At 28.4% G+C, this 24175-nt stretch carries 27 protein-coding genes and 1 riboswitch; of the genes, 11 read left to right on the top strand and 16 right to left on the bottom strand.

The annotated features are described in order from the left end of the window. Positions 1 to 220: 220 nt before the first annotated feature. The 4 genes from J2Z24_RS11810 to J2Z24_RS11795 all read right to left on the bottom strand — a co-directional run bounded on the left by J2Z24_RS11810 (position 221) and on the right by J2Z24_RS11795 (position 2715). The gene (locus J2Z24_RS11810) at positions 221 to 877 is read right to left on the bottom strand and encodes a response regulator transcription factor (protein ID WP_035147006.1); all 657 of its coding nucleotides are present in this window, start codon (positions 875 to 877) and stop codon (positions 221 to 223) included. Next, positions 864 to 2048, bottom strand: coding sequence for a sensor histidine kinase (locus tag J2Z24_RS11805; RefSeq protein ID WP_035147008.1), 1185 nt, complete (start codon positions 2046 to 2048; stop codon positions 864 to 866). Before J2Z24_RS11805 ends, J2Z24_RS11810 begins: the two co-directional genes overlap by 14 nt. A 38-nt stretch (positions 2049 to 2086) precedes the next feature. Continuing rightward, on the bottom strand, positions 2087 to 2386 hold the full coding sequence (locus J2Z24_RS11800) for a Dabb family protein (RefSeq protein ID WP_035147012.1): 300 nt from the start codon (positions 2384 to 2386) through the stop codon (positions 2087 to 2089). Positions 2387 to 2574: 188 nt separating this feature from the next. Continuing rightward, entirely contained in the window at positions 2575 to 2715 is a 141-nt protein-coding gene (locus J2Z24_RS11795; RefSeq protein ID WP_156950210.1) for a hypothetical protein, read from the bottom strand. Between the two features lie 239 nt (positions 2716 to 2954). Here J2Z24_RS11795 and J2Z24_RS21440 point away from each other — a divergent pair, with 239 nt between their 5' ends. Then, positions 2955 to 3095 carry a hypothetical protein gene (locus tag J2Z24_RS21440; RefSeq protein WP_241393073.1) on the top strand — a complete coding sequence of 47 codons (141 nt, stop codon included), beginning with the start codon at positions 2955 to 2957 and terminating at the stop codon, positions 3093 to 3095. Positions 3096 to 3206: 111 nt separating this feature from the next. Here the strand turns inward: J2Z24_RS21440 and J2Z24_RS11785 are convergent, their stop codons facing one another. After that, positions 3207 to 4226: a DmpA family aminopeptidase gene (locus J2Z24_RS11785; protein ID WP_035147015.1), complete on the bottom strand. Its 1020-nt coding sequence runs from the start codon at positions 4224 to 4226 to the stop codon at positions 3207 to 3209. A gap of 150 nt (positions 4227 to 4376) precedes the next feature. Here J2Z24_RS11785 and J2Z24_RS11780 point away from each other — a divergent pair, with 150 nt between their 5' ends. Further along, positions 4377 to 4673 carry an HTH domain-containing protein gene (locus J2Z24_RS11780; protein ID WP_051593209.1) on the top strand — a complete coding sequence of 99 codons (297 nt, stop codon included), beginning with the start codon at positions 4377 to 4379 and terminating at the stop codon, positions 4671 to 4673. A gap of 102 nt (positions 4674 to 4775) precedes the next feature. On the opposite strand, the gene J2Z24_RS11775 is transcribed toward J2Z24_RS11780, so the two are convergent. Together J2Z24_RS11775 and J2Z24_RS11770 are read right to left on the bottom strand one after the other, a co-directional pair. Further along, positions 4776 to 5132, bottom strand: a complete 357-nt coding sequence (locus J2Z24_RS11775; RefSeq protein ID WP_035147018.1) for a helix-turn-helix domain-containing protein — start codon at positions 5130 to 5132, stop codon at positions 4776 to 4778. A 348-nt stretch (positions 5133 to 5480) separates the two neighbouring features. After that, a complete protein-coding gene (locus tag J2Z24_RS11770) occupies positions 5481 to 6122 on the bottom strand; it encodes a DUF4878 domain-containing protein (protein ID WP_035147021.1) in 642 nt (213 codons plus the stop codon). Between the two features lie 246 nt (positions 6123 to 6368). Next, positions 6369 to 6482: riboswitch (FMN riboswitch) on the top strand. A gap of 351 nt (positions 6483 to 6833) precedes the next feature. On the opposite strand from J2Z24_RS11770, the gene ribB reads away from it, so the two are divergent. From ribB to J2Z24_RS11755, 3 genes are all read left to right on the top strand, one after another. Further along, positions 6834 to 7472: a 3,4-dihydroxy-2-butanone-4-phosphate synthase gene (ribB, locus tag J2Z24_RS11765; RefSeq protein WP_035147023.1), complete on the top strand. Its 639-nt coding sequence runs from the start codon at positions 6834 to 6836 to the stop codon at positions 7470 to 7472. A 49-nt stretch (positions 7473 to 7521) separates the two neighbouring features. Next, positions 7522 to 7707, top strand: a complete 186-nt coding sequence (locus J2Z24_RS21945) for a CPBP family intramembrane glutamic endopeptidase (RefSeq protein WP_085059031.1) — start codon at positions 7522 to 7524, stop codon at positions 7705 to 7707. Positions 7708 to 8012: 305 nt separating this feature from the next. Beyond that, a complete protein-coding gene (locus J2Z24_RS11755) occupies positions 8013 to 8591 on the top strand; it encodes a GDSL-type esterase/lipase family protein (RefSeq protein ID WP_035147025.1) in 579 nt (192 codons plus the stop codon). A 200-nt stretch (positions 8592 to 8791) separates the two neighbouring features. Here the strand turns inward: J2Z24_RS11755 and J2Z24_RS11750 are convergent, their stop codons facing one another. The 5 genes from J2Z24_RS11750 to J2Z24_RS11730 form a co-directional block, all read right to left on the bottom strand. Then, the gene (locus tag J2Z24_RS11750) at positions 8792 to 10990 is read right to left on the bottom strand and encodes an ABC transporter permease (RefSeq protein WP_035147026.1); all 2199 of its coding nucleotides are present in this window, start codon (positions 10988 to 10990) and stop codon (positions 8792 to 8794) included. Then, complete coding sequence (locus J2Z24_RS11745; RefSeq protein WP_035147030.1) at positions 10987 to 11670, bottom strand: ABC transporter ATP-binding protein; 684 nt, start codon at positions 11668 to 11670, stop codon at positions 10987 to 10989. Before J2Z24_RS11745 ends, J2Z24_RS11750 begins: the two co-directional genes overlap by 4 nt. A 65-nt stretch (positions 11671 to 11735) precedes the next feature. Next, a complete protein-coding gene (locus tag J2Z24_RS11740) occupies positions 11736 to 12980 on the bottom strand; it encodes a sensor histidine kinase (RefSeq protein ID WP_035147033.1) in 1245 nt (414 codons plus the stop codon). Continuing rightward, positions 12981 to 13694, bottom strand: a complete 714-nt coding sequence (locus J2Z24_RS11735; protein ID WP_035147036.1) for a response regulator transcription factor — start codon at positions 13692 to 13694, stop codon at positions 12981 to 12983. Between the two features lie 262 nt (positions 13695 to 13956). Continuing rightward, a complete protein-coding gene (locus J2Z24_RS11730) occupies positions 13957 to 14448 on the bottom strand; it encodes a M26 family metallopeptidase (RefSeq protein ID WP_035147037.1) in 492 nt (163 codons plus the stop codon). Between the two features lie 256 nt (positions 14449 to 14704). Here J2Z24_RS11730 and J2Z24_RS11725 point away from each other — a divergent pair, with 256 nt between their 5' ends. Next, entirely contained in the window at positions 14705 to 15364 is a 660-nt protein-coding gene (locus J2Z24_RS11725) for a DUF6518 family protein (RefSeq protein WP_051593210.1), read from the top strand. A 71-nt stretch (positions 15365 to 15435) separates the two neighbouring features. Next, a complete protein-coding gene (locus J2Z24_RS11720; RefSeq protein ID WP_051593211.1) occupies positions 15436 to 16596 on the top strand; it encodes a zinc metalloprotease in 1161 nt (386 codons plus the stop codon). A 317-nt stretch (positions 16597 to 16913) separates the two neighbouring features. On the opposite strand, the gene J2Z24_RS11715 is transcribed toward J2Z24_RS11720, so the two are convergent. Further along, a complete protein-coding gene (locus tag J2Z24_RS11715; protein WP_035147040.1) occupies positions 16914 to 17756 on the bottom strand; it encodes a TraX family protein in 843 nt (280 codons plus the stop codon). A gap of 214 nt (positions 17757 to 17970) precedes the next feature. Between J2Z24_RS11715 and J2Z24_RS11710 the strand changes: the two genes are divergently transcribed. From J2Z24_RS11710 to J2Z24_RS11700, 3 genes are all read left to right on the top strand, one after another. Continuing rightward, entirely contained in the window at positions 17971 to 18291 is a 321-nt protein-coding gene (locus J2Z24_RS11710; RefSeq protein WP_035147042.1) for a TfoX/Sxy family protein, read from the top strand. 314 nt (positions 18292 to 18605) lie between these two features. Then, positions 18606 to 18767: a hypothetical protein gene (locus J2Z24_RS11705; RefSeq protein ID WP_156950212.1), complete on the top strand. Its 162-nt coding sequence runs from the start codon at positions 18606 to 18608 to the stop codon at positions 18765 to 18767. A gap of 144 nt (positions 18768 to 18911) precedes the next feature. Further along, on the top strand, positions 18912 to 19607 hold the full coding sequence (locus J2Z24_RS11700; RefSeq protein WP_035147047.1) for a TraX family protein: 696 nt from the start codon (positions 18912 to 18914) through the stop codon (positions 19605 to 19607). Between the two features lie 220 nt (positions 19608 to 19827). On the opposite strand, the gene J2Z24_RS11695 is transcribed toward J2Z24_RS11700, so the two are convergent. Further along, on the bottom strand, positions 19828 to 20232 hold the full coding sequence (locus tag J2Z24_RS11695) for a GNAT family N-acetyltransferase (RefSeq protein ID WP_035147049.1): 405 nt from the start codon (positions 20230 to 20232) through the stop codon (positions 19828 to 19830). A gap of 890 nt (positions 20233 to 21122) precedes the next feature. On the opposite strand from J2Z24_RS11695, the gene J2Z24_RS11690 reads away from it, so the two are divergent. Further along, complete coding sequence (locus J2Z24_RS11690) at positions 21123 to 21680, top strand: GNAT family N-acetyltransferase (protein WP_035147051.1); 558 nt, start codon at positions 21123 to 21125, stop codon at positions 21678 to 21680. Positions 21681 to 21839: 159 nt separating this feature from the next. On the opposite strand, the gene J2Z24_RS21640 is transcribed toward J2Z24_RS11690, so the two are convergent. Beyond that, entirely contained in the window at positions 21840 to 23474 is a 1635-nt protein-coding gene (locus J2Z24_RS21640) for a flagellin N-terminal helical domain-containing protein (RefSeq protein WP_035147055.1), read from the bottom strand. Positions 23475 to 23616: 142 nt separating this feature from the next. Further along, positions 23617 to 23787, bottom strand: a complete 171-nt coding sequence (locus J2Z24_RS11680) for a carbon storage regulator (RefSeq protein WP_035147058.1) — start codon at positions 23785 to 23787, stop codon at positions 23617 to 23619. Positions 23788 to 24175: the final 388 nt, after the last annotated feature.

Here is a 24175-nt window from a genome sequence, read left to right as displayed (position 1 = left end):
TATATCTAGAAAATAATAAACACCAAATTGAGATATGTAATTAAATCTATGGGACAGTGTAGATAGATTTATACAAAAACAAATCTATCTACATCCTACTATCTTACATACCCTTTTATATGTCCAAAGCTACTTGTATTTTTGTGATTTGTACTTACTTAAAAATATTATTACTAAGCTCTATTACCCATATCTGTACTCTTTATTCTGTAATCTGAATTTATTCTGCTATGTTATTTTTAAATGCAAATATAGTAAGCTGAGTTCTATCCCTAAGAGAAAGTTTATTTAGTATACTGCTTATATTATTTTTAATAGTACCTTCTGATAAAAATAACTTTTCTCCAATTTCCTTATTAGATAGTCCATTTGCCACTTCTTTAATTATATTCATTTCTTTATCATTTAAATCATAATTAAGCTTTATATCTTTTAGATTACTTTTTTTATTATAATTTATATTTTCATTAATAATCTTAGATGCTACTTCTGGATGAATTACCACATTTCCTTTAAAGCAGCCTTTTATACCTTCATAAATTAAATCATAATCACTATCTTTTAAAAGATATCCTGATGCGCCATATTTTAATGCCTCATGAATATATTCCATGTCATTGAAAGTAGTTAAAATTAAAATCTTTACATTTTCAAATTCTTTTTTAATTAGCTTTGTTCCAAGAACTCCATCACATTTTGGCATTCTAATATCCATCAGTATAACGTCTGGTTCATTTTTCCTGCATTCTAATAAAGCCTCTTCCCCATTAGAAGCAGTACTTATTATTTGAATATCCTCAAATGTGTTAAGTATCATACTCATACCTGATCTAATAAGTTTTTCATCATCTACTAGCATTACATTAATCTTGTCCATTCTTTTCCTCCTGGGAATAAATCTTAAGTTTTTCAACTTTATCTAGCTCTATTCTTGCTAAAAATCCTTCTCCAAATTTTGTTTTGTAATGAAAATTTCCTCCAAGTTCTGTTACTCTTTCTCTCATACTTTTAAGTCCAATGCCTTCTACTAAACTATCTCTTCCAGTACCATTATCCTTTAATGTAACTACTAATTTATAATCATCAAATGCCATAAAAATTTGAATAATTGTAGCCTTTCCATGCCTTACGCTATTAGCTAAAAATTCTTGAATTATTCTATAAATTACAAAGGATTGATCTGCATTTAAAGGCCATTTTTCTTTTGTAAAGGCAAGTCTAACCTCTACTCCTGTTAGCTTTTTAAAATTCTTTATAAGTTCCTCAATTATTAAAATTCCTTCATAATCCTCAAACTCTTTAGGCTTTATTTCTCTTATAGACATTCTAACTTCGTTTAAACTATTTTGAGTAAATTTTCTAAGTTCTTTTGTTACTTCCTTTGCAATTTGCTGATCTTTTTCTATTGTTCTTTCAATAGCTCCAAGCTGTATCACCATTGTTGACAATGCATGGCCAACACTATCATGTATTTCTCGAGAAAGTCTATTTCTTTCTCTTAATAAAGTTAATTCTTCTATTGAACTTGCATAAAGTTCTAAATCTCTATTAGCACTTTTAAGTTTTTCCTCTGATATTCTAAGCTTATCGTAAAGTTTTTGAGCTTCAATCTTTTTGTCATTTTCATCTTGTATTAAATATAATATTCCAATAAAAGCTATTAATAAAACTATATTTATAAATCTAAATTCTAAAGTTTCATTAGATAAAAGTATTATTCCTTCTAGAATTATTACTATATTAAATATATGCTTTATGGGTTTTCTAAACAATGTGTTGCTGTCTATAGCTGCTAAAATAAGATATATTGTAAGATGCCCACCAATCCATTCATAGGCAATAACTGTAAATATAATTTCCAATATAAAAGATATGCTTTTATGAAGGTTTTTATCCAATGAAAAAAATCTTATTTGATTATTTATTAAAAATATAAATATAAATATTACCATGAATGTTGTTAAATTTATCTTATTTATACCTATTACCGCTATTATTGCTAAAATACAAAAATATCTTATTGAAATAAGCAAAGTTTTATTCCACATAATTTCTCCTAAACATGTACTGTAGTTTGTTACATTATCTATACTGTATAATCTACTACAACTCTATGTTGAACTATTCCTTTTATAAATTGTCCTACCTTAACATGCTCTGGATGGTTTTGGTATGTGTTTAATCCTTCTTCATTTTCAAATTCAGAGTAAAGCACCAAATCATAAGCTGCATCAGTTTTATTAATATTTATACCTACTTCAATACTCTTAAGTTCAGGGATCATTTCCTGTAGTCCTTCTAAATCTCTTTTTGCCCTCTCACAATTTTTTATTTTTTCATCTCCATTAAAATATTTTAATTTCCACATTACAATATGTTTTATCATACAAAGTCCTCCTTATTTCCCATGTTATATACTTCTTTCTTTTCAATATTTATAATAACATATTTCTATATATTTTTTATAATTCCTCTTAGATAAAATTGAATTAAGTCAATATAGCATTAATTAAATATAAAAAAGAAAGCACATGATGTCTTTTCCTAAGTTGTAGGAGTTAGACTCATGTGCTTTTATAACATTATTGTATTTTGAAGCATCATTTTAAGCTCTATTGCTTCCTTTGATTTGTCTTCAATACTACTTTTTTCATTTTCTTCTGGTATTTCCTCTAAATTGATTAATCTTTCAAAAACCTTTTTCAATATTTTCATAATCAGATCACTCCTCATTTACTTTTCTTAACCTTATGATTTAATTATAGAAGATATCATACTTAACTGCCATATCAGTAGCCTTACAGTTTTAAGTGTTAATATTACATTTTAGTAAGATTTATAATGGCTATAAATATATATTAAAAGTTTTTTATTAAATCCTTTTATTTTTTATGACAGAAATTTAATAAACTTTCGTACTTATTTAGTGAAGAGCTCTTCAGGAGGTATGCGAAATGAAAGTAACTGAAAATAATTTTATTCATGAACTAAAGTGTAAAAATGAGGAAGCATTAGACTATATATATTCTAAATATGTAATTTCTCATTTAGATAAATTACATATTCTACAATACAGGAAGTATTTAAAAAATTAATATCTTCCATCATTTTATATGCTAATTTCTCTAAACTAGGTGCTATAGCTCCTACTGTTCTTGGATTTTTAAAATATTGTTTTATAAAACTAGTAAATTACATTTTAATATCTAAAGTTGTTCTTTTAGTGATATTCTAGTGTTGCCATCCCTTCCTATCAAACTTTCAGCAGTTACCATAGAATTTAAGATTGCTTCCTCTACAGATTCTGCCGCTGCTCTAAATACCATATCAATAAAGTTTTCATTTATTACTTTTATGTTTACTGTAGGCTTGTCTTCATAATGATTAATTTTATTTGCAGTACTTGTAGCTATAATTATATCTCCACTTCCATTGCCCATAAATGATCCTAATCTTATTATCCCTACAGATGCCCTTTTAGCAACTCTTTTTAATTGTCTATCTGACATTGGTGCATCTGTCACTAATACAACTATTATTGAGCCTTTTTCTAATTCTAGCTTTTCAGGCATAGTAATTTTATCATTAAGTTCTTTTGTTAAAGTAAAATCATCTTTTAATCCAAAATTTGAAAGAACTAATGCACCTATTGTATATTCTTCTTCTCCAATGTTAAAAACTCTTGAAGAAGATCCGATACCTCCTTTGTATCCAAAGCAACTCATGCCTGTTCCTGCTCCCACGACTCCTTCTTCAAAGATTTCTGAAGCCTCATTTAAGCTTTGAAAAACTTCTTCTTTTCCTACATGTCTACCTCTTATATCATTTAAAAATCCATCATTACACTCACAAACTACAGGATTTATTGTTCCAGTGGTTAGTCCTATATCTTCATTTAAAGAAAGCATATACTCAACTAATGCATCAGCCACTTTACCTACATTTAAAGTATTTGTTAATACTATAGGAGTTTCAATAGTTCCTAATTCTTCTATCTGTACTGTTCCTATAGTTTTTCCAAAGCCATTCATTATATGAACTGCAGCATAAAGCTTTTGTTTAAATATATTTCCTTCATGTAGTATTATAGAAGTTACTCCAGTATTAACATCACCATTTTTTAGGGTAGCATGCCCAATTTTTACCCCTTTAACATCTGTTATTAAATTATTTTCCCCAGTTTTTAATTTACCTATGTTTATTCCATAATCTCTTATTCTTTTCATGCAATCACCCCAAATTTTTAACGTTATTAATGATTTTTGATGAACTGTAAAATATTAAATAACCCAATATACATCCTAGTAAATGTAATAATGCATAGTCTATATTACCAACTCCAATTCCGCAAATAAATTTTACTATTTGAAGAGAACATGTTATTAAAATATATAGAATTTCAAAAATATTGTTCCTTTATGAATTTATTACTAATGCTAAATATTATTCCAGATGAAGAACCAGATTTTAAATTCAAGGCATTTTTAGAAGTGCTAATTGATGTACATAAAATTAGTGTTGACACTATTGCCAAATTTGCAAAAATCCAAAAGCAGGATGTTTTAGATTTCATGAATGATAGTAGTAAAGTCCCAATTGAAACAAAGTACAAGCTTGCATCCGTCATCATGACATTAAGATTTATATTTAAAGCTGTTGAGCCTAAATTATAATAAAAAATATTATTTTGTGTGCCATTCTCAAAATGTTCAATCTACTCTATAAAATGACACACAAGACTCATTTTCTTTGTTTTCTATATTCCTTATCTTCCTTTAAATAAAAAAAGATATAGCAGTTAATCCAGCAATAAATAAAACAGTAATAATTGCAGTTGCTCCTATTATTGCAATTACTGCTATTGTTTTTTTGAATGTAGGGTCAAGTGTTTTTTTCTCAGTATGGCATTTAGTTTCAGTTATGCTAATGTTAGATTCTTTACCCATTAAAATATAGTCAGTACTTACGCTATAAATGCCACTTAATTTTATAACATTATTTATATCAGGGTTAGATTGTCCACTTTCCCATTTTGAAATTGCCTGTCTGGATACTCCAAGCATATCAGCTAATTGTTCCTGTGAATAGTTGGCCAGTTTTCTAAGTTGCTGTAATCTTTGGGATATTTCCATACCCGCTACCTCCTCTTTATCTGATGGCTACCTGCTCTAATACTACCGATAAAAGTAGCTCCTAGATAAGTTTTTCCTCTAGTTGCATACCAACAACAACTAATTAAATACTGTAAACAATTGGTTGCAAATCAATATTTCTTAATTAAATTAAAAAATATGCTATAGAGATATACTAAAAATTATAGCATAATATGAAATATCATCCAACGTGATAAAATTAATTATTCAGTCTCCTTAGTAAATTCATTTTTCAAAAAAGAAACTACGGCTTTGATCTTTATGTCAAAACCGTCTTATAATCTTTCTTCATGTAATTTTTTAGTATAAGAAAATATTCTCCTAAATTTAAGAATCGCTTGATGGCAATAGATTGTCTATAAAACTTGGCATACCCCCATAAATAGCTCTTGCAAATTCTTTAGTCATTTTAATTTTCCATCCACTATCACTTTTTTCAAGTAAAAGTGTCACATCATAGTTCTTTGTTTTATTTGTACTTCTTATTAAACTTATAAGCAAATTATCTTCATCTCCAGAAGTTTCATTAAGAGCCTCTGATTCAAGTCGTTTATCTATATCTGATAAATCACGATTAGTAATCTGTACTTTTACTTTTGCAGTATTTTCCTTTTCTTCACTGTGAATGATTCTATAAGAAAGTTTTGATACAATACTTTCCATATAATCTTTGCCTTCACCATCAATGTTATCACCAAACAACACATTATTCTTAAATTTAATTCCATTCCTTACAGTATCCTCATATTTAATATATTCATTAAATTCTCTTATATTTAGCGAAGTCAAAGCATTAAACATAGCTTCTACTGTCTCTTTTGGTGACATATTTTTTCTTGAATTAATACTGGATGTATCCTGTGTTATTTCTGCTTTGTTATTAACTTGTTTTTGTCCACTACAGGCTACAAGGAAAGTGACAATAACTATCATAAGTAGAAGCAATAAACTTTTTATTTTTTTCATCATTTATATCATTCCTTTCACATTTTATGTTGTCATTTCTGTAGATAAATATATCATATAGACATGGTTGCACACCACCAACAAGTGATTAAATATTGTCAACCTCTGGTTGCAAATGAATATTTTTTATTATATTTAAGCATATGAAATAAAAATATTAAAAAATTATAGCATAACAGGAAAAATGAGCTAGAACTTTTACTTGACAAAAGAAAATTAGAGTGTTAAATTGTTAATAAAGTTATATAAAGTATCCTTCAGGGTTGGGTGAAATTCCCTATCGGCGGTATAGCCCGCAAGCCATTAGGCAGATTCGGTTAAATTCCGAGGCCGACAGTATAGTCTGGATGAAAGAAGGTGAATACATTTATACGTATTTTTTTGTTATGTATATTTGTTGTGTTTTCTAAACCCCTTAAGGTTACTTAAGGGGTTTTTTATGTGCAATTTAGAAAAATGCTTAAATAAAACCACTAGTTAATAAACGAGTGGTTCCAGAAAAATATAAAAACTTATCTTTCTTGCATAATGATTAGTGTCCAAGCCATCATTATATAATTAAAAGAAAGTTTATTTAATAAAGTTTAGCATATACAAAGTGGGTGTACAAGCATCTATTATGTCACAACTAAATTTCACGCAAAAAATAATATACATGCAATAAAAAACTGAGATACTTTATGTAAAATTTATTATAATTTGGAGGAAATTTTAATGAATGAATCACTATTAACTCAGTTTGGAAACTCTTTAGAACGTGTAGAAAAAGCTTTGGATGCTCTTAAACAAGGGAATGGAATACTTCTTGTTGACGATGAAAATCGTGAAAATGAAGGAGACCTTATCTTTCCTGCTGAAACCATTACAATACCTCAAATGGCTATGTTAATTAGAGAATGCAGTGGTATTGTTTGTCTTTGTTTAACAGATGAAAAAGTTAAGAAATTAGATTTGCCTCAAATGGTTCCTAATAATACATGTAAGTATGAAACTGCATTTACTATCTCAATTGAGGCTAAAGAAGGTGTAACTACAGGCGTTTCTGCTGCTGATAGAGTTACCACAATTCTTACTGCTGTAAAGGATGACTGTAAACCTGAAGAGTTATGTCATCCTGGTCACGTTTTCCCTCTTCGTGCGCGTACAGGTGGTGTTTTAGCCAGACGTGGACATACAGAAGGTACTGTTGATCTTATGAGTTTAGCAGGATATAAACCAGCAGGAATTTTATGTGAGCTTACAAATCCCGATGGAACCATGGCTCGCCTACCACAAATAGTTGACTTTGCTAAAAAACATAATATAAACGTTGTTTCCATTGAAGACATTGTTCAATATAAACAAAACATATAATGTATTAAAATAAAAAAATATTTTAATTAAGGACTGAGAATACTAAAAAGTGTTCTCAGTTTTTAATAATTATTTTGAAGAAATATTATATAGAGGAATTATTTTAAAAAGATTAAAAAATCATGATAATGTTTTTTCAATAATATCATCATCAGTTTTATTTGAATTTATGCATCATATTCGCTTTATTGATACATTTATAGCTGGAATAATGCTTAGATATATTTTGTTATAACAGGAAATCTAATATATCCTATTTTTATGTGGATGTGATACTTCAAATTATTAATTATATTATACTATTATTATTTACAGCTATGAGTACCAATCAATTTATATTTACTCGTTTGGGAATTTTAGCTATTATAATCTTTATAACTTATATTATATGTAAATCTTTAAATGTGTTTCATAGATTGAATATTAGACGATTATATAGCAAACCATTGTAAATGTTGTTATAATTATTTCATAAATAAATTGTATTTTAGTATACAATTATAGAAAACATGTACTAAAGAAGAGAGTGAGGAAAATAAGATGAGTATAGTATGCATTGGAGATAGTTTGACATTTGGATATGGAGTCAAGGAATCAGATAATTGGGTCAATATATTATCTTTAAAAACAAAAAAGAAATTTATAAATAAAGGTATCCCTGGAAATACAACCTTTGAGATGAAAGATAGATTTATTCAAGATGTTATTAATGAAAATCCATCAAAGGTTTTAATCATGGGTGGTAAAAATGATATTTTCTTAAAAAAAGATATTAATACTATTTTAAAAAATATTGAAAGTATGATAAAACTATGTAATATCAATAATATTGAACCATTACTATTAACTCCATTAATTGTTAATGAAAATATTTCAGTGAAACAATGGTTTAAAGATAGAGACTATAAAGAGGTGAATGTTAGTTTAACTAAGTTTAGAAAACTCTTGGTTGAATTTGCTAACATAAGAAATATTAATTGCATTGATTTAAGCCATCTTTTATTAAAAAAGAAAAATGTAGAAAGATATTTTTTAGATGATGGAATACATATATCAAGGGATATACATAAAGAAATGGCTGAATTTATATTTTCTTCAAAACCAAACTTACTATGCTAATTAAATCAACAATCGGGTTTTATATACAATTTTAAAGTTAAAAAAGTAAATTCTTATATTTTACTTCTCCTTATGGACAATGCTAATAGATTGAATTTCATAGTCTTTTCACATTTCAATTGAAATAGATATGAGTATTAACCATACACTCATATCTATTTGACTGATAAATTTGCAATGTAAATAATAGCTTTTCAAATTTAATATTCAGTAATGTTTGCAACAATATCTAGTTTTCGTATTTTATTAATTGGACCGATAATTGATACATATGTTGCTATTATCACTAAGAAAATTATAATTATTAATTCATGAATAGGAATTACCCAAGGTAACCCCCACCTTGCAGTTATAACTTGTATAAAAATTGATCTATGAAGTGGCAGCCCTACTATACAGCCTACAATACATCCCAAAATAGCATAAGTGGCAGCTTCAGCAATAATAGTTCTTTTAAGTTGTTCTATACTCATACCAATTGCCCTCATATAGCCGTATTCTTTCCTCTTAGCTGAAATGCTCATATTCATGCTATTGATTATATTAAATACAGTAATAGAGGCAATACAAACAAGGAATCCATAAACAAAAACTGAAAATGAAAATCTTGCCGCTCTAACTTCTTCATTGTTGCTACGTTGATCTGAAAAAACATAATCTTTAGCTAAATCTCGAATAGCTATTATATTTTCTTTAGTTGCATTTTTATTAAGCTGAATATCAATAATGGTATAGTCGGACTTACCTATAATCCCCTTAAAAGTGTCCTCATTACAGATTACTGTCTGCTTGCCCTTCTGTTTATCAAAAGGACTAGTAGCTAATATTCCTACTATATTAACTGTATTAGTTCCATGTGACGTGAAAATTTTAATTTTATCACCGACTTTACATTGGTCCACAATAACAGGAACACTATAAGAAAAAGCTCGTCCGTATGCCCTCTTAACATCTGGATTAGCCATAACTTTATTTAACATGTCAGTTGGAATAGATTGTGTATTATTTTTACTAATTATAGACAGGTCTGGAGTCCAAGGTCTTGCTGGCTTAATAGCCTGATTCATAAAATCAATTTCAACGCTAAAGCATAAAAATAAAACAATACTTATAGAAAATGATGCTACCATCAAAAACAAATTCTTTTTTCTCATATAGGCATGATACATACCCATGGCAATTTCAACTTTTTTGCCCTTTATGTTTGCAGACTTTTTATATACTTGATTATTCGATTGATTAATTTGTCCATTAATAGCACTTAAGGGAGATACTCTAGATGCTTTTTTACTAGGAGAAAAAGAGGCTAGAATAACAGATAGAAATCCTACACTTGCACCTGATATTAAACTAATTAAACTTATATTAAATACAGGCATTTCACTAAAATAAGTTGGGTTTACATTCCTTAAAAAAGCACTTAATATCCAAACAGTTACTGTTCCTGATAATAAACCAATTGGAATAGCTTTAAAGCTAAATCTCAAACCTTCATAAAGTACATATCTTTTCACCTGAGATTTAGATGCTCCTATGCACCTCATCAATCCAAAAAATCTAATTCTCTTCATAACTGTTGTATTAAAGGAACTTGCTATCATTAAAATTGCAGCAACTAAAATCAGTATAAAAAGAACGCCCGCTATGGAATATAGTTGGGTAACATAGCTATCCTTACTCTGTCCTAGAGCTGCCATTAAATATTTATTTTGCTGTACTTTATTCTTTTCAATAGATAATTCATTAAAAATATCATCAATTGTATTTTGCATATTTTTGTGAGGTTTAAATTGAAGATAAAATCTCTTTGGATAACTGTTTTCAGGAAAATTATTCTTCATACCTTCAGGTGTTAAAATAGAGCCATATCCATCGAATTTAAGCAAACTGGATACATCGTTAGAAAATCCTGAAATTTTAAATGTGATTATTTTCTTATCAGCAGTATTAATTGTTATGTCATCACCAATAGCTAATTTAAGACGTTCTTTTGCTGAAATATTAATTAACATTTCATTTGGATGAGTAGGATAATTCCCCTCCTGAACTTGTATGCCAAATTGCTTGGCCATTTCTTTATCAGCTCCACTAGGGTATATTGGTTTTCCCTTTAAAGTATAACCACCGCTTTTACCAATACTAAAAATCCACCCTGCATAAGCAGTTTCTGGACGTGCAGAAATTAACTTTGCCTGCTCATTTGTTATATCTTTAAACATTACATGCCAATTACCATATTGCTTGATTATGCTAGTTTTTTGAGCTTTTATCTCCATTTCCGCCATACCAAAAACAGTTGTTACAAGAAATACAGCAATTATAATACTTACAAGTGTCATTTTATTTTCTCTTTTATGCACTTTATTATATTCTTTCACCAAATGAAGGTAATGTGTCATTTCAAAGCACCTCCAATATCTGAAAGTTCCCCATCTGTTACACGGAGAATACGATCTGCAGCAGAAGCTATATTAACATTATGTGTAATCATTAAAATAGTCTGTTGATAACGCTGAGACATAGATTTCAACAGAGAAACAACATCATTACTGTTTTTAGTGTCAAGATTACCTGTAGGCTCATCTGCTAAAATAAGCATTGGATTTTCAATTAGCGCCCTGCCAATTGCTACTCTCTGCTGCTGTCCACCAGAAAGCTGATTAGGCAGATGATTTCTTCTATCTTTTAACCCTAATATTTCTAATATTTCTTCTACAAATTGCTGATCCGGCTTTTTATAGTCTAACAGTAGTGGAAAAATAATATTCTGTTCCACATTCAGTTCAGGAATTAAATTAAAGGCTTGAAAAACAAATCCTATATTTCTACGCCTAAACACAGTTAACTCCTTTTCCTTCATAGAAAATATATCTCTTCCATCAATAATTACTTTTCCTGAAGTTGGTGTATCTAATCCACCAATTTCATTTAATAAAGTACTTTTACCTGATCCAGATTCACCAACAATTGCAACAAACTCTCCTTTTGCAACCTTAAATGACACATTCTTTAAAGCTTGAACTTTATTTTCACCACTTCCATATACTTTGCTTAAATTCTTTACTTCTAATATATCCATTCTTAATTCCACCTTCCTTCATTGGTAGAATAACAAATTATCCTTACTCTCAAGTGTATGTAATCTTACTTATTTGTAAGCTTGATGAATGTAAGAGTAAATTCTGTTCCCTGATTTAATTTACTACTAACTGTTATAGTACCTCCATTAGCCTCTATAATAGACTTAGCTAATGATAATCCCAATCCAGTACCATGAGAATTTGTTGAATATTTGCTTCTATAAAAGCGTTTAAATATATTAGGTAAATCTTCTGGATAAATTCCTTTACCATTATCCGCAATATTGATTTCTATAAAAATGGAGGTTTCCTTCCAACTAACATGGACGGTATTTTCTGATACTGTATGATCCAGTGCATTCTTGATTATGTTGCCTATTGCTTCAACCATCCAGTGACGGTCACATGTTAATGAAATATTACTATCACCATTATAGAAAATTTTCTTATGCTCATTTTCAGCTCGTGTTTGGAGAGGTTCAATTGCATCTTGAATAATATATAAAACATTCTCTTTTGTTTTTTCAAAATCCATAATTCCAGTATCTAATTTTGCCATTTTTAATAAATTTAATACCAATAATTCCATTCTCTCTATAGAATGATTGGATTTCATAGTAAATTTTTTGATTATATCAGCATTATCATATTCATCAATTATAATTTCATTATACATTTTTAATGCAGCTATAGGTGTCTTCAATTGATGAGAAATATCTGAGATTATTTCCTTTAATAATTCTTTCATTTGTTTTTCTTTTTGGAGATGGGTATACAGCATAGTAGCCATTTCATTAATAGACCCTAAAAACTGAGAAAACCGACCTTCTTTCTCACTATCTAGTCTAACTGAGAAATCCCCTTCTATATACTGATGAATTATATTTGAAGCTCTAATAATAGACTTTCTTTGCATATTCAAATAAGTTATTATTAAAGCTAAAAGAGTAATAGAGAATATACCAAAAAAACAAAACAAATTATGTTTATTATTTTTATTGAATTCTTTAATACTAGATAAATATGTACTTCTCATATCATTTTTATAACCTATAGACTTCAATAACTTTTTTCCCTTTTCAGTTTGTACTTCACTTTTTTTGGAAGTAATAACTTTAGCCACATCAGCTGGAGACATGCCTTGTTCTAATAAATACCCTGCTATCTCAGCATCATTATTCACTATTGTCTCCTTCATACTATTTACATTTTGTGAAAGAATAAAAAATCCACCACTCCATAAAAAAATAACTAAAATGAAAATACTACTTACTAAAAATCTATTAATTCTATCTCTTATGAAGTCCAATTACTTCACCTCATTGTTTTCATTTTTCCATTTATAACCCATTCTACGCACCGTTAGTAATATTTTAGGGTTGGATGGATTTTTCTCAATCTTCATTCTTAATCTTCTAATATATACGGATAAAGTATTATCATCTATATAGTCACCATTATTATCCCAAAGATAATCAAGTATCTGCTGACGGGTCAAAATCCTATTTTCATTTTCCATAAGATAACACAATAGACGATACTCAACAGAAGTGATCTCAATTTCTTGTCCATCTTTAAATGCGCTATTTTCTAATAAATTTACTAAAATATTATTAGATTCAAGAATAGTTGGCTTTGCTTGAAAAGCGTTAGAACGCCTTATTAATGCTTTAATTCGAGAAATAAGTTCATTTAATTTAAAGGGTTTTGTAATATAATCATCTCCGCCAATATCTAATCCTTTAACTACATTAATCTCCTCGTCTAATGCGGTTAAGAAAATAATTGGAACAGTTGAATTTCTTCTAACATTTTTGCAAATATCATAACCTGTACCATCTGGTAGGGTAATATCTAGAATGAGCAAATCAAATTTACTTTTAGATAATGAATCCAATGCCTCAGCAACAGTTCGCACAATATGTAAATTAAATCTAGCCTTTGTCAAAGAATACTCCAAACCATCAATTAAACTTATATCATCTTCAACAAGCAATATACTTATACATTTTGTTTCTCTCATTTTAATCCACCTTTTTATATGTTTTATCCTTGAGCTTCTCTGAACATTAAGTAATTATCTAACTTTTCAAAACTATTTTATTCTATTCTAACAAGCCCTTTTTACCATTTATTATATTCGGTGAAACAGATAATATCAATCCACTATTACTCCATTCAACATTGTAAATGCTAAATAGGTTCTGTTCATTTATTCACATAATAAAAAATAGGAGTGTTCACATAACGCTCCTATTTCTCTTTAATTATATATTATAATCAATTTATTTAGTTACCACATTGTCATATACTTTTCCATCTAAACATAAAGCTACAACTGCACCAACATGCTTCCCTTTGCCACCAGCAGAATCAATATGGACATTCTTACGAGTTACATTATAAATAGTTCCCTCTTCAACATATCCAAATAAACCAATATATTTTGCTGTTTTACTATTAGTTTTCAAATTACTAATTGTAAAACCATTACCATTAAAGGAACCAGTGAAAGGACTCTTATCATCGCCAATAGCTACCCACTCTTGTGTTAAAGAAATATTTGTATCTAAGATATAATTATATGACATTGCATATTTACCTTTTCCAATTGAGCGAAGTTGTTCCTCTGTTTTAATAATATAATAAGTTTTTTTACCTATAGTTGTAGTTTGCATATCTGTAGTTTTCAATGCTTTAGCACTTACTACTTCAGTGCTTACAGCTATCATAATTCCTAGTAATAGTACTAGTACTCCTCTAAATAATGATTTCATATTATACACCTTCCATAAAATAAATTAGTAACAAACTCATTATATATTACCATTACAGATTATGTCAATGAAGTATTTTATATATATCTTTGTCATATTATTTGGAAAACATCCAATTATTTATATAGTTATGTGTCCAATAATTTCTTAAATCACACTAACAGAATTAAGGAATATCTTAAATCTAACAATTCTCCATAATTTTCTTTAATGCTATGCTATAATTATTATATAAATGAGTAGTTGAGGTAATAAAATGAATATAAAAGAAACTCTAAATAGAATCCGACCTTACGAAGAACATAGTTTAAGCAAAAAACAAATGATTATAAATATTATTTTGTTTCTTGTCATTGGTATTGTTTCAGGAATTGCAGCAAAATATATGGACACTGTATCATCAAATAATGTCATTAGTAGGATTATAAGTATTATTGGAAATATATTCTCGCGAATTGGAGTATGGGTTCTTATTGCTACAATAATTTCTGCTTGGAGCAAAACACCTATATCCGCAGCATTAAATGTTTTTATATTCTTCTGCGGAATGGTGCTAAGTTACTATATTTACTCAATGAAATTATTTGGATTTTTCCCAATGTACTACTTTATTCGCTGGTGGATGATAGCTTTATTATCTCCTTTTGGAGCATATGTAACATGGTACAGCCGCGGACAAGGCTGGATAGCTGCAATATGTACAGCTCTTCCTATTGGATTGCTTATGTCCAATGGTTATAGATTTTTATATTTATTTAATGCCACATCTGGTTTTGATATTCTTGCAGCAATTTTTCTATATTTTATTTTGCCAACTGCCAAAGAACAACTTTTTAAGATTCTATCATGTGCAATTGTGATTACTTATATCATTAGATACTCTAGCATTTTAAATTACATATTTGGTGGCTTGTAAGTAGCGCTAAAATAAAATGTAGTTATAAAATAAAACAAACATTTATTTTTAATATATTGGAGATAACCTTTATGAATAAAAAATTACAGAAGAATAAATTTAAAAATTACTTTAAAAAAATAGGACTTGTTATACTATCTATGGGCATAGGTGGCATAGTTGGTATACTTATAGCCATGTTTGTTAAACATACATTTAATAATATAAACACACCTAAAGATACTATTTTTACAATAATGATATTAATTGTTCTTTTTGTGTGTACATTTATACTTCAATTGATTTTACATGAAGTAGGACATTTACTTTTTGGAATTTGGTCTGGATATGAATTCATATCTTTCAGGGTTGGAAGCCTAACATTTATAAAAGAAAAGGGCAAAATAACACTAAAAAAATTCAAAGTTATGGGTACTGGTGGTCAGTGTCTTATGATGCCACCAGAAGGAAATGGATATGATTGTCCCTACATCCTTTATAATTTAGGCGGTATATTGATAAATCTTTTAGTATCATGTTTGTGTATAGTTTTTTATATATTATTCCCTATACCAAGATTAATAGCAGCATTTTTAATTTTTACTACTATTAGCGGAATCTATGATTTAATTGTAAATGGTATACCTATGAAAATAAACGGTATTGCTAATGATGGACACAATATATTTTCTATGAAAAATGATAAGCTTTCAAGGTACTCATTTTATATACAACTTAGAGTAAATGGACTTCTTCATCAAGGAGTACGAATGAAAGACATGCCTCTTCATTGGTTTAAGCTTCCTTCTGGAGCTGACCTAAACGATTCATTGATTAGCAGTATAAAATGTTTAGAAGCTAATTATTACCATGATAGAAAAGAGTTTCTTAAAGCAAGAGAATGTTATGAAAGTTTACTGAATAATTCTCCTAATTTAATTAAATTATTTAAAAATGAAATCAATTGTGAGCTTCTTTTCTATGAAATTATGGATGAATGTAGGAAAAATATAATTGATGAATTATATAATAAAGAATTAAAAAAATATATAAAATTAACGAATTGCTATATATCAAGAAAACGTCTTATGTATGCTTACTCTGTTATAATTGAAAAAAATACAGCAAATGCAGATAAATTATTGAAGGAAATTGATATAGTTAAAAAAACTTACCCTGCTAAAGCTGAAATTGAGAGTGAACTGGAAATAATAGACTTTATAAAACAAAAATATTTATATAATAATAAATAATAACGATAATATAATAAATTATGATTATATACCATGGAGGTAATACTATGGCTTCAAATATAGAATTTGTAGAATATGTTTGTGATTAAATAAGTGGTGGAATAAATTCTATTCCGATTATAATTTTACAAAATCTGCTTAATTATAAAAATTTAAAATCCTAGAAATGTAGTAAAAATAAAATTTTCATTCTTTACCACACCTCTGGGATTTTGTCCAGTTCTGCTTTTGGGGTCAAGTATCTCTAGTCTAAATGGAGACTATTTGAATCTTTCATCATCTAATTTCGAAACGTCTTTAAATGGTACTCCTCCTAATCAATATCTCAAGTTATAAAGTAAAATAGATAATCCATACAATATATAAATATGAGCTGGGTAAAATATATAAAATAACTTCTTCATGGATTTACCCTTTTCTCCATTATATAAAAACATAAAAATTACAGCAAACACACTCATCCATTCGTAGTAGTCTGTAAACATAAGTTTTAAAGTAATAGGTTTTATAAATAAAATTGGTAATATAGTCATCCATAAAAACTGAAATAGTCCAAAAGCTGTTATCTGTACCTTTCTATTTTTGTAAAAAATATATAATATAAGTCCAGATATAATAACATAAATACCCCCTTCAACTATAGAAGGCACTGGTAAAACTGTATAAAATAAAATATTCGCATAAATTCTTAGAGAATCTGTTAAAATATAAGCTAAAAATGGTCCAATAATGTATGGTATAACAAAAGGTGCCATAAAAAATAGCAATCCTTTAAATATTTTCTTTTCCCTGAAATAGTCAATACCCATAAACATAACCATAAGTATAACAAAAGTAGAGAGTATTCCATTCATAGCATAAAAACCATCTCCTCTTCGAAGTTGTGGAATAGTTTCCAATAGAAATCTTACAACTCCCATGCCAATTGATATTAAATAAATTCTTAAGAAATATTTTTTCTTATTAGAAGTATGAGTATATCCTTCTATCATCATAAATAAAAATAATCCCCCAGCTAATCTCCCAATCCAAGAAAATATAACAGGTACCTTACCTGTAAATTCAAAAAAATAATGAATATGATCAAATACCATAAATATAAGAGCTAATAATTTAATTTGAAATCCTGTAAATCCTTTTTTGCTTATTTCTAAAGTCATTTTAATTCCTCCATATCAAATGATTCTTAGTAGTTATCTGATAACTTCTATATATAATCTAGCATCTAATTATAAAAATTTTATAAAGTTTGTCCAAAAAAATAAAAGTTAGTAGTAAATTTCATAGGAAACAAATAAATAACTGTATTTATAAATTATGATATAATTAAAATCAAATAAAAAATTATAATATATGAAAGTAGGTATAAAAAATATGGCTTCAAATATAGAATTTGTAGAATATGTTTGTGATCAAATAAGTGGTGCTGGCAATATAACTTACAGAAAAATGTTTGGTGATTATGGAGTGTACTGTAATGGAAAAATAATAGGCTTAATATGTGATGATCAATTTTTTCTAAAGAAAACTGAAAGTGGTAAAAATCTATTACATGAAGTAGTAGAAGCCCCTGCCTATAAAGGTGCAAAACCATCTTTTCTAATTGAATGTTTAGATGATAGAGACTATTTGTCTGAAGTTGTGTCTGCAACTTATAAAGAACTACCAATGCCAAAACCCAAAAAGAAAAAATAATCAAGATTATTTTAAAAGTAGAATTACAATATAAAAATTCTGTTTTTGTTTCAAATATAAAATTTGGTGGTGAATTTAATGGAAAGCAAAGAAATAACTATATCCTTTAAAGAATATAGCTTACTTGAAAGATCTCTTCACAGAAAAAATATATCCTAATGAAGAAAATAGATACATTAAATATTTAACTAAGAAAAGATTAGTCCATCTTAATGATTTAGAACAAGATATTATGGTAACTATAAAAATTGTTTAATAAGAAGCTGATGATATGTTATTTACGAGGAGGATACAACGGAGAAAAAGGTATAGCATTGGATAAAAAATATTCTGGAGAAATAATATTATTAGGAATTGCTCTATCTATTATAATAGATATAATTACAGCAGTAAGCATAAATGTGACTAATACTCCTATAGGTCATGCATTTGTTAATTTTATAAAAACCTGTGGGACGGATAGTGAATATTTGTAATTTCTATTATGAATTTTCATTATCCATTCCATTTAAATATATACAATTCCCAATAAATTTTATTAAAGCATTTGGTAATGCTTCCCTATTTACAATATAATATAAGTAGCTAACATTAAAAATCTAAATTATTAGGAGAGTAATATGAAAATATTTAATAGCTTTCAACTAAAAGTAATAATGGTAATTGTAATGTTTATAGACCACGTTGGTGAATTTATTGTAGGCTCCCCTTTATGGTTACGTTATATTGGAAGACTTGCAGCACCAGTATTTTTTTATTTACTAGTAGAAGGATTTTTTCATACAAGCAGTAGAAAAAAGTATATGGAAAGGTTATTTATTGGTGGAGTAATAATGCTTTTAGTTTCAACTATATTAATGTATATCTTTAAAAGACCAGTAAGAATCACCAATAATATATTTCTTTCAATGGGATTTAGTATAGCCCTTCTTACTGCTATTGAAGGTAAAAAACAAAGTGATGATAAGACCTCATCTATTTTAACTATTATAGTAATATGTATAGTCATGCTATTTACTGAGGGAAGTATATTCAGTACTATTATAGTATTAATTTTTTACTATAATAGAGATAGCAAAGTTAAAATGTCTATTTTTTATATTTTGTTATCATTAATTGTATTAACTAATCCATCAGAAAGTATTTATAATAATTTATTTATAGTAAATTATCAATGGATGATGGTTTTTGCCCTTCCTTTTATGCTTATGTATAACGGAGAAAGAGGAAGAAAATCAAAATACTTCTTCTACATTTTCTATCCAGTGCATATATGGATTTTATATATAATTGGAAATTATATAGCATTTAAATAGCAGGATTTAGGCTAAGCAGTGTTAGTGCGGCAAAATATGACTTACCTAAAAATAGCACTTTAGTATGTCAATTAAAACTTAAATCATGCAATGCATTTATGTTTAAAACAGATTCTCAATATTTAACTAAATTTTGTTACCGTTCTGGCATTAGATGGCACTGTTCATACTTAGATATATGCATTAATTTAGCAATTATCATAAATACAATAATATTATTTTAATATCTTTTTGCCATACCAACAGACCTTGGTGCTGAGTAATCAAACCCAAACTTTTTATATAATTTATCTGCTGGCACATCAGCAATTAAGCTTACATAAGAACCTTTTGGTACATGATCATCTAGATATTTAGTTATTTGGGACATAATTAAATTGCCAAATCCATTGCCCTGATAAGAAGGATCTACAGCAATATCTACTATATTATAGCAGCATCCTCCATCTCCTATGATTCTTCCCATGCCAACCAATTTATCTGAATCTCTTAAAGTAATCATGAACATAGAATTTTTTAGCCCTATTTTTGATGCTTCTTCATTTCTAGGACTCAATCCTGAAATTATCCTTAAATTATTATATTCTTTTGCATTTGGGATTTCATATGAAATATCTATATTCAAGTCAAATCTCTTCCTTTCGTTTTTTTGCTTTATATACTGAATTACACTTGTTAATCCATAAAAATAAAAACATTACTTTAAATACTATGTTAGTTACATTTTTAGCTTTCCCTTCACAAATATAAATATTAATATGTCCAAAATATTTTTCAGAAAAGTCTAAGAGTGACTTCCCTTAACAATGTGTTATAATTAACTCATAAAAAAATGGTTATAAGTTCTTTAGGAAATCCAAACAGCCCTGTAAGAATATACTATAATATATGGCTTGAAATATTAAGCATATTATTGATAATCAGTTCTGTTAGCTTATATAAACAATATTGTTCAATTTCAAAGCCATTGAGTATAGCAATTTTTATTTTAATAATTGTATTTGCAATTGGTGCTGGTATTTTAGCAGGTATTTTTAGTGTAAATCAGAATAAAAAAACAGAAACTATAGCTTGAAAAATTCATGGCATAGGCTCAGCTTTGGGATTTATGTCCCTTTTATTTGTGCCTTTGCTTCTAAGCATTTTATCATTTAAAATAAAAGATAATAAAATTGCTATCATTTGTTTAATATGCTTTATTCTTGCACTAATTTTCTTTGTATTATTTATTATGTCAGACAAGCCTAAATTTCAGCAGACAATTATAGCAAATGAGGGTGTTTGGCAACGTTTATCACTATTATTTATGTATGTTCCGCTAATACATATAGCACTAAAAAACATCATATTTCTTAGGTAAGACTATTAACACAATCTGTATATCTCCTCCCCCACAAGTTCCTAGCCTTCTTAACTTATTTCTTTTCTGAAATTTATATATGATATAATTAACATTAGTTAAATGAATACGGTAAAAATTACCACTTATTTTAATAACACTGCTGGAGGTAACATATGATTATTGAAACCCAAAGAATAGAAGGTAAAAATCTAACATGGATACTTCGTTGTCCAACAAAAGATGATTCAATTGAATTATCTAAATTAAGAGTTAAAATTGATGGTGAAACAGAAAATCTTGATAGAGAATTTGGTGAAGCATTGTTAACGCCAAAAGATTTTGAAAAACTTATTTATGAAGATTCAATAGCTGAAAAAACTTTATTTTTAGTTGCAGAAGTAGATGGTAAAATTGTTGGATTTACTCGTTGTGAGAGAAATAAGTTAAGTAGATTCAGACATAAAGCAGAGTTTGGAATATGTATATCAAAAAAATATTGGGGACATGGAATTGGTAAAGTACTACTAGAAAATATTTTAATGTGGGCAGATACTGTTGGAATTGAAAAAATTTCATTAACTGTGGTAGAAACAAATACAAAAGCAATTCAATTATATAAAAAGTACGGATTTGTAGAAGAGGGATTATTAATAAAGGACCGTATTCATAAAGATGGAAACTATTATAATACAGTTATAATGGGGAGATTAATGGATATATTACCGATGTAATGTCAAAAATAACTGACAAAATTATGGATACATCTATTATATGGAAAATTACCACAAGGAATAACCCCTGTGGTAATCTCCAATCACTGCTTAGCTCATCTATTAAATTTTATACAAAACCCATATGCATTCTCTTTTTAGAAGAACCAATGTGTGAAATTATCTCAATAATTGAAGGACCTGTTCAGGTTGTGATTTAGCTTGTGCTATCATTGCTTGAGAAGCCTGAGTAAGTATATTAGACTTTGAGTATTTCATCATTTCATTAGCCATGTCTACGTCTCTAATTCTTGATTCAGCTGCTGATAAGTTTTCAGAAGATGTATTCAAGTTATTTATTGTATGCTCAAGTCTGTTTTGCATTGCACCTAGCTTACCTCTTTCAGTTGAAACCATTGCTAATGCTTTATCTAATACAGATATGGCATGTGTTGCATGGTCATGATCTGACACATCTAATCCTGACTCTACTACAACATCATCTGTTCCATTGGTTACTCCAGCTTTTGAATCAGAAGTGAAAGTTTGTAAACTTACTCCACCACTTAAATTTGCTGTTGCAGTATCTGATAATGTTGATGCATCAATTGAATCATTTGCAGCATCATCTGCTTTTACAGTAAACTTTGTCATATCTAAATATGTTGGCTTGTTATCATCATTGTTAGCTGATGCAATTAGTTTTTGTATGTCTGATGAAGTGAAATTCTTACCTTTATCCAAAGTAAGAGTTAATGTCTTACCATCATTAGAAAATGCTGCTGTTGAAGCATCTCCAGCATTTGCAGATTGCTTAATTTCTATAGTAATATTACCATTTGCTCCATTACCATTACCTGCATCAATTGTAAAACTATTAGCACCTATTTTTACACCGCTTGCAGTTGCTGCTACTGCTACTGTTGGTGCTGATGCTGAACCCTTTACTTCATCTGCTCCTTTAGCTTCTGAGTCAGTGCTTCCATCTTTTGTTAATTTAAGTGCTGCTGAATCTGCATTTGCTGTAATAGTAACAGCTGACTTTGAACCCTTTTCAGATGACTCTATTGTAAAGCCTTTACCATCATCTGTTTTAGCTAATTTAAATGTAACTCCTCCATTAGCAGTTCCATCATAAACAGCATCAATATCGCTTTGTATTGCACTCATAATTTCATCAGTTGTAAGTTGTGTACCGCTACTTCCGTCTAATGCTTTTGTATTTGTTAAATCTATATCTTTTCCATTTAATGTTATTTTTGGTGTAGCACTTAAAATATCTGTCATTTTTTTACCATAAAGACCACTAACATCTGCTACTTCCAACTTTGCTGGTGTTCCCTTTGTTCCTGATCCTGCTCCTGCAATTGTTGTTCCTAACTTGCTTGTATCAACATCTCCACCTTGTAAAACTTTTTGTTTATTGAATTCAGTTGTATTTCCTATTCTATTAATTTCAGAAGTTAATTGATTTATTTCCTGTTGAATTGAACTGGTATCTTCTTTAGTATTTGTACCATTTGCTGCTTCAGTTGCTAACTCCTTCATTCTTTGAAGAATACTATGTTCTTCATTTAAAGCACCTTCTGCAGTTTGTATCATTGAAATACCATCTTGAGAATTTCTTGAAGCTTGATCTAACCCTCTGATTTGTCCTCTCATTTTTTCTGATATAGCAAGACCTGCTGCATCATCTCCAGCTCTGTTTATTCTTAAACCTGAGCTTAACTTTTCCATTGACTTTCCTGTTGCACCTATATTAGAATTCATCATTCTATGGGCATTCATTGCATTAAGATTGTGATTAATTATCATTATAAAACCCTCCCTGTAATTTTAAATCTTGTGGACTTCCCTGTTCCACAGTTGTTTTAATTTATAATTTGTTATTTAGAACAAATTATATGTAAACAATGGATCTTTAAAATATCCATTGCTTATATATGATTTGTTTAAATTAGTCAAATTTGTTCTTGTATTCTTCATATACTTCCTCACGAGAAATAGGCATATATTTTGGTGCTTCAATAGCAAGTCTAGTTTTACCCGTCTCGCTTTTTACTACTGTAATTCTTATATCCTTACCAATCATTATTGATTCCCCATGTTTTCTTCCTACAACTAGCATGTTTTTTCCCTCCTTGAAATCCTATCGCTTTTGACTTATGCCCATGATAACATCTCATCTAAAAACAGGATATTACCCAAAAGTTTAGTTTTAGGTATAATTAATTTAATTTTCCTATTTATACAAAAGTTCTATATAACTCTAAATAGGTATATGGAAAAGTACATCATTGGTTCTATTTTAAAGAGGATACATCCTTGGTATACTAGAACACATAGGAAATGTATAAAACCTTTTTATAAAATCATCCGAATAAATGCTAAGTCAGATTAGTAAAAAAATTTATTTGTTACATAAAAAAGGCTTTTTATTACGTGCTGATAAATTGAATATGATATTTACCGATATTGTAAAAGTATTGAAATTTTATAGACGTGGCAAAATTTAA

The organism is Clostridium tetanomorphum (genome assembly GCF_017873215.1).
GTDB lineage: Bacteria > Bacillota > Clostridia > Clostridiales > Clostridiaceae > Clostridium_AO > Clostridium_AO tetanomorphum.
The sequence above is the reverse complement of the archived record's forward strand: the minus strand, read 5'-3'. Positions and strand labels throughout refer to the sequence as shown.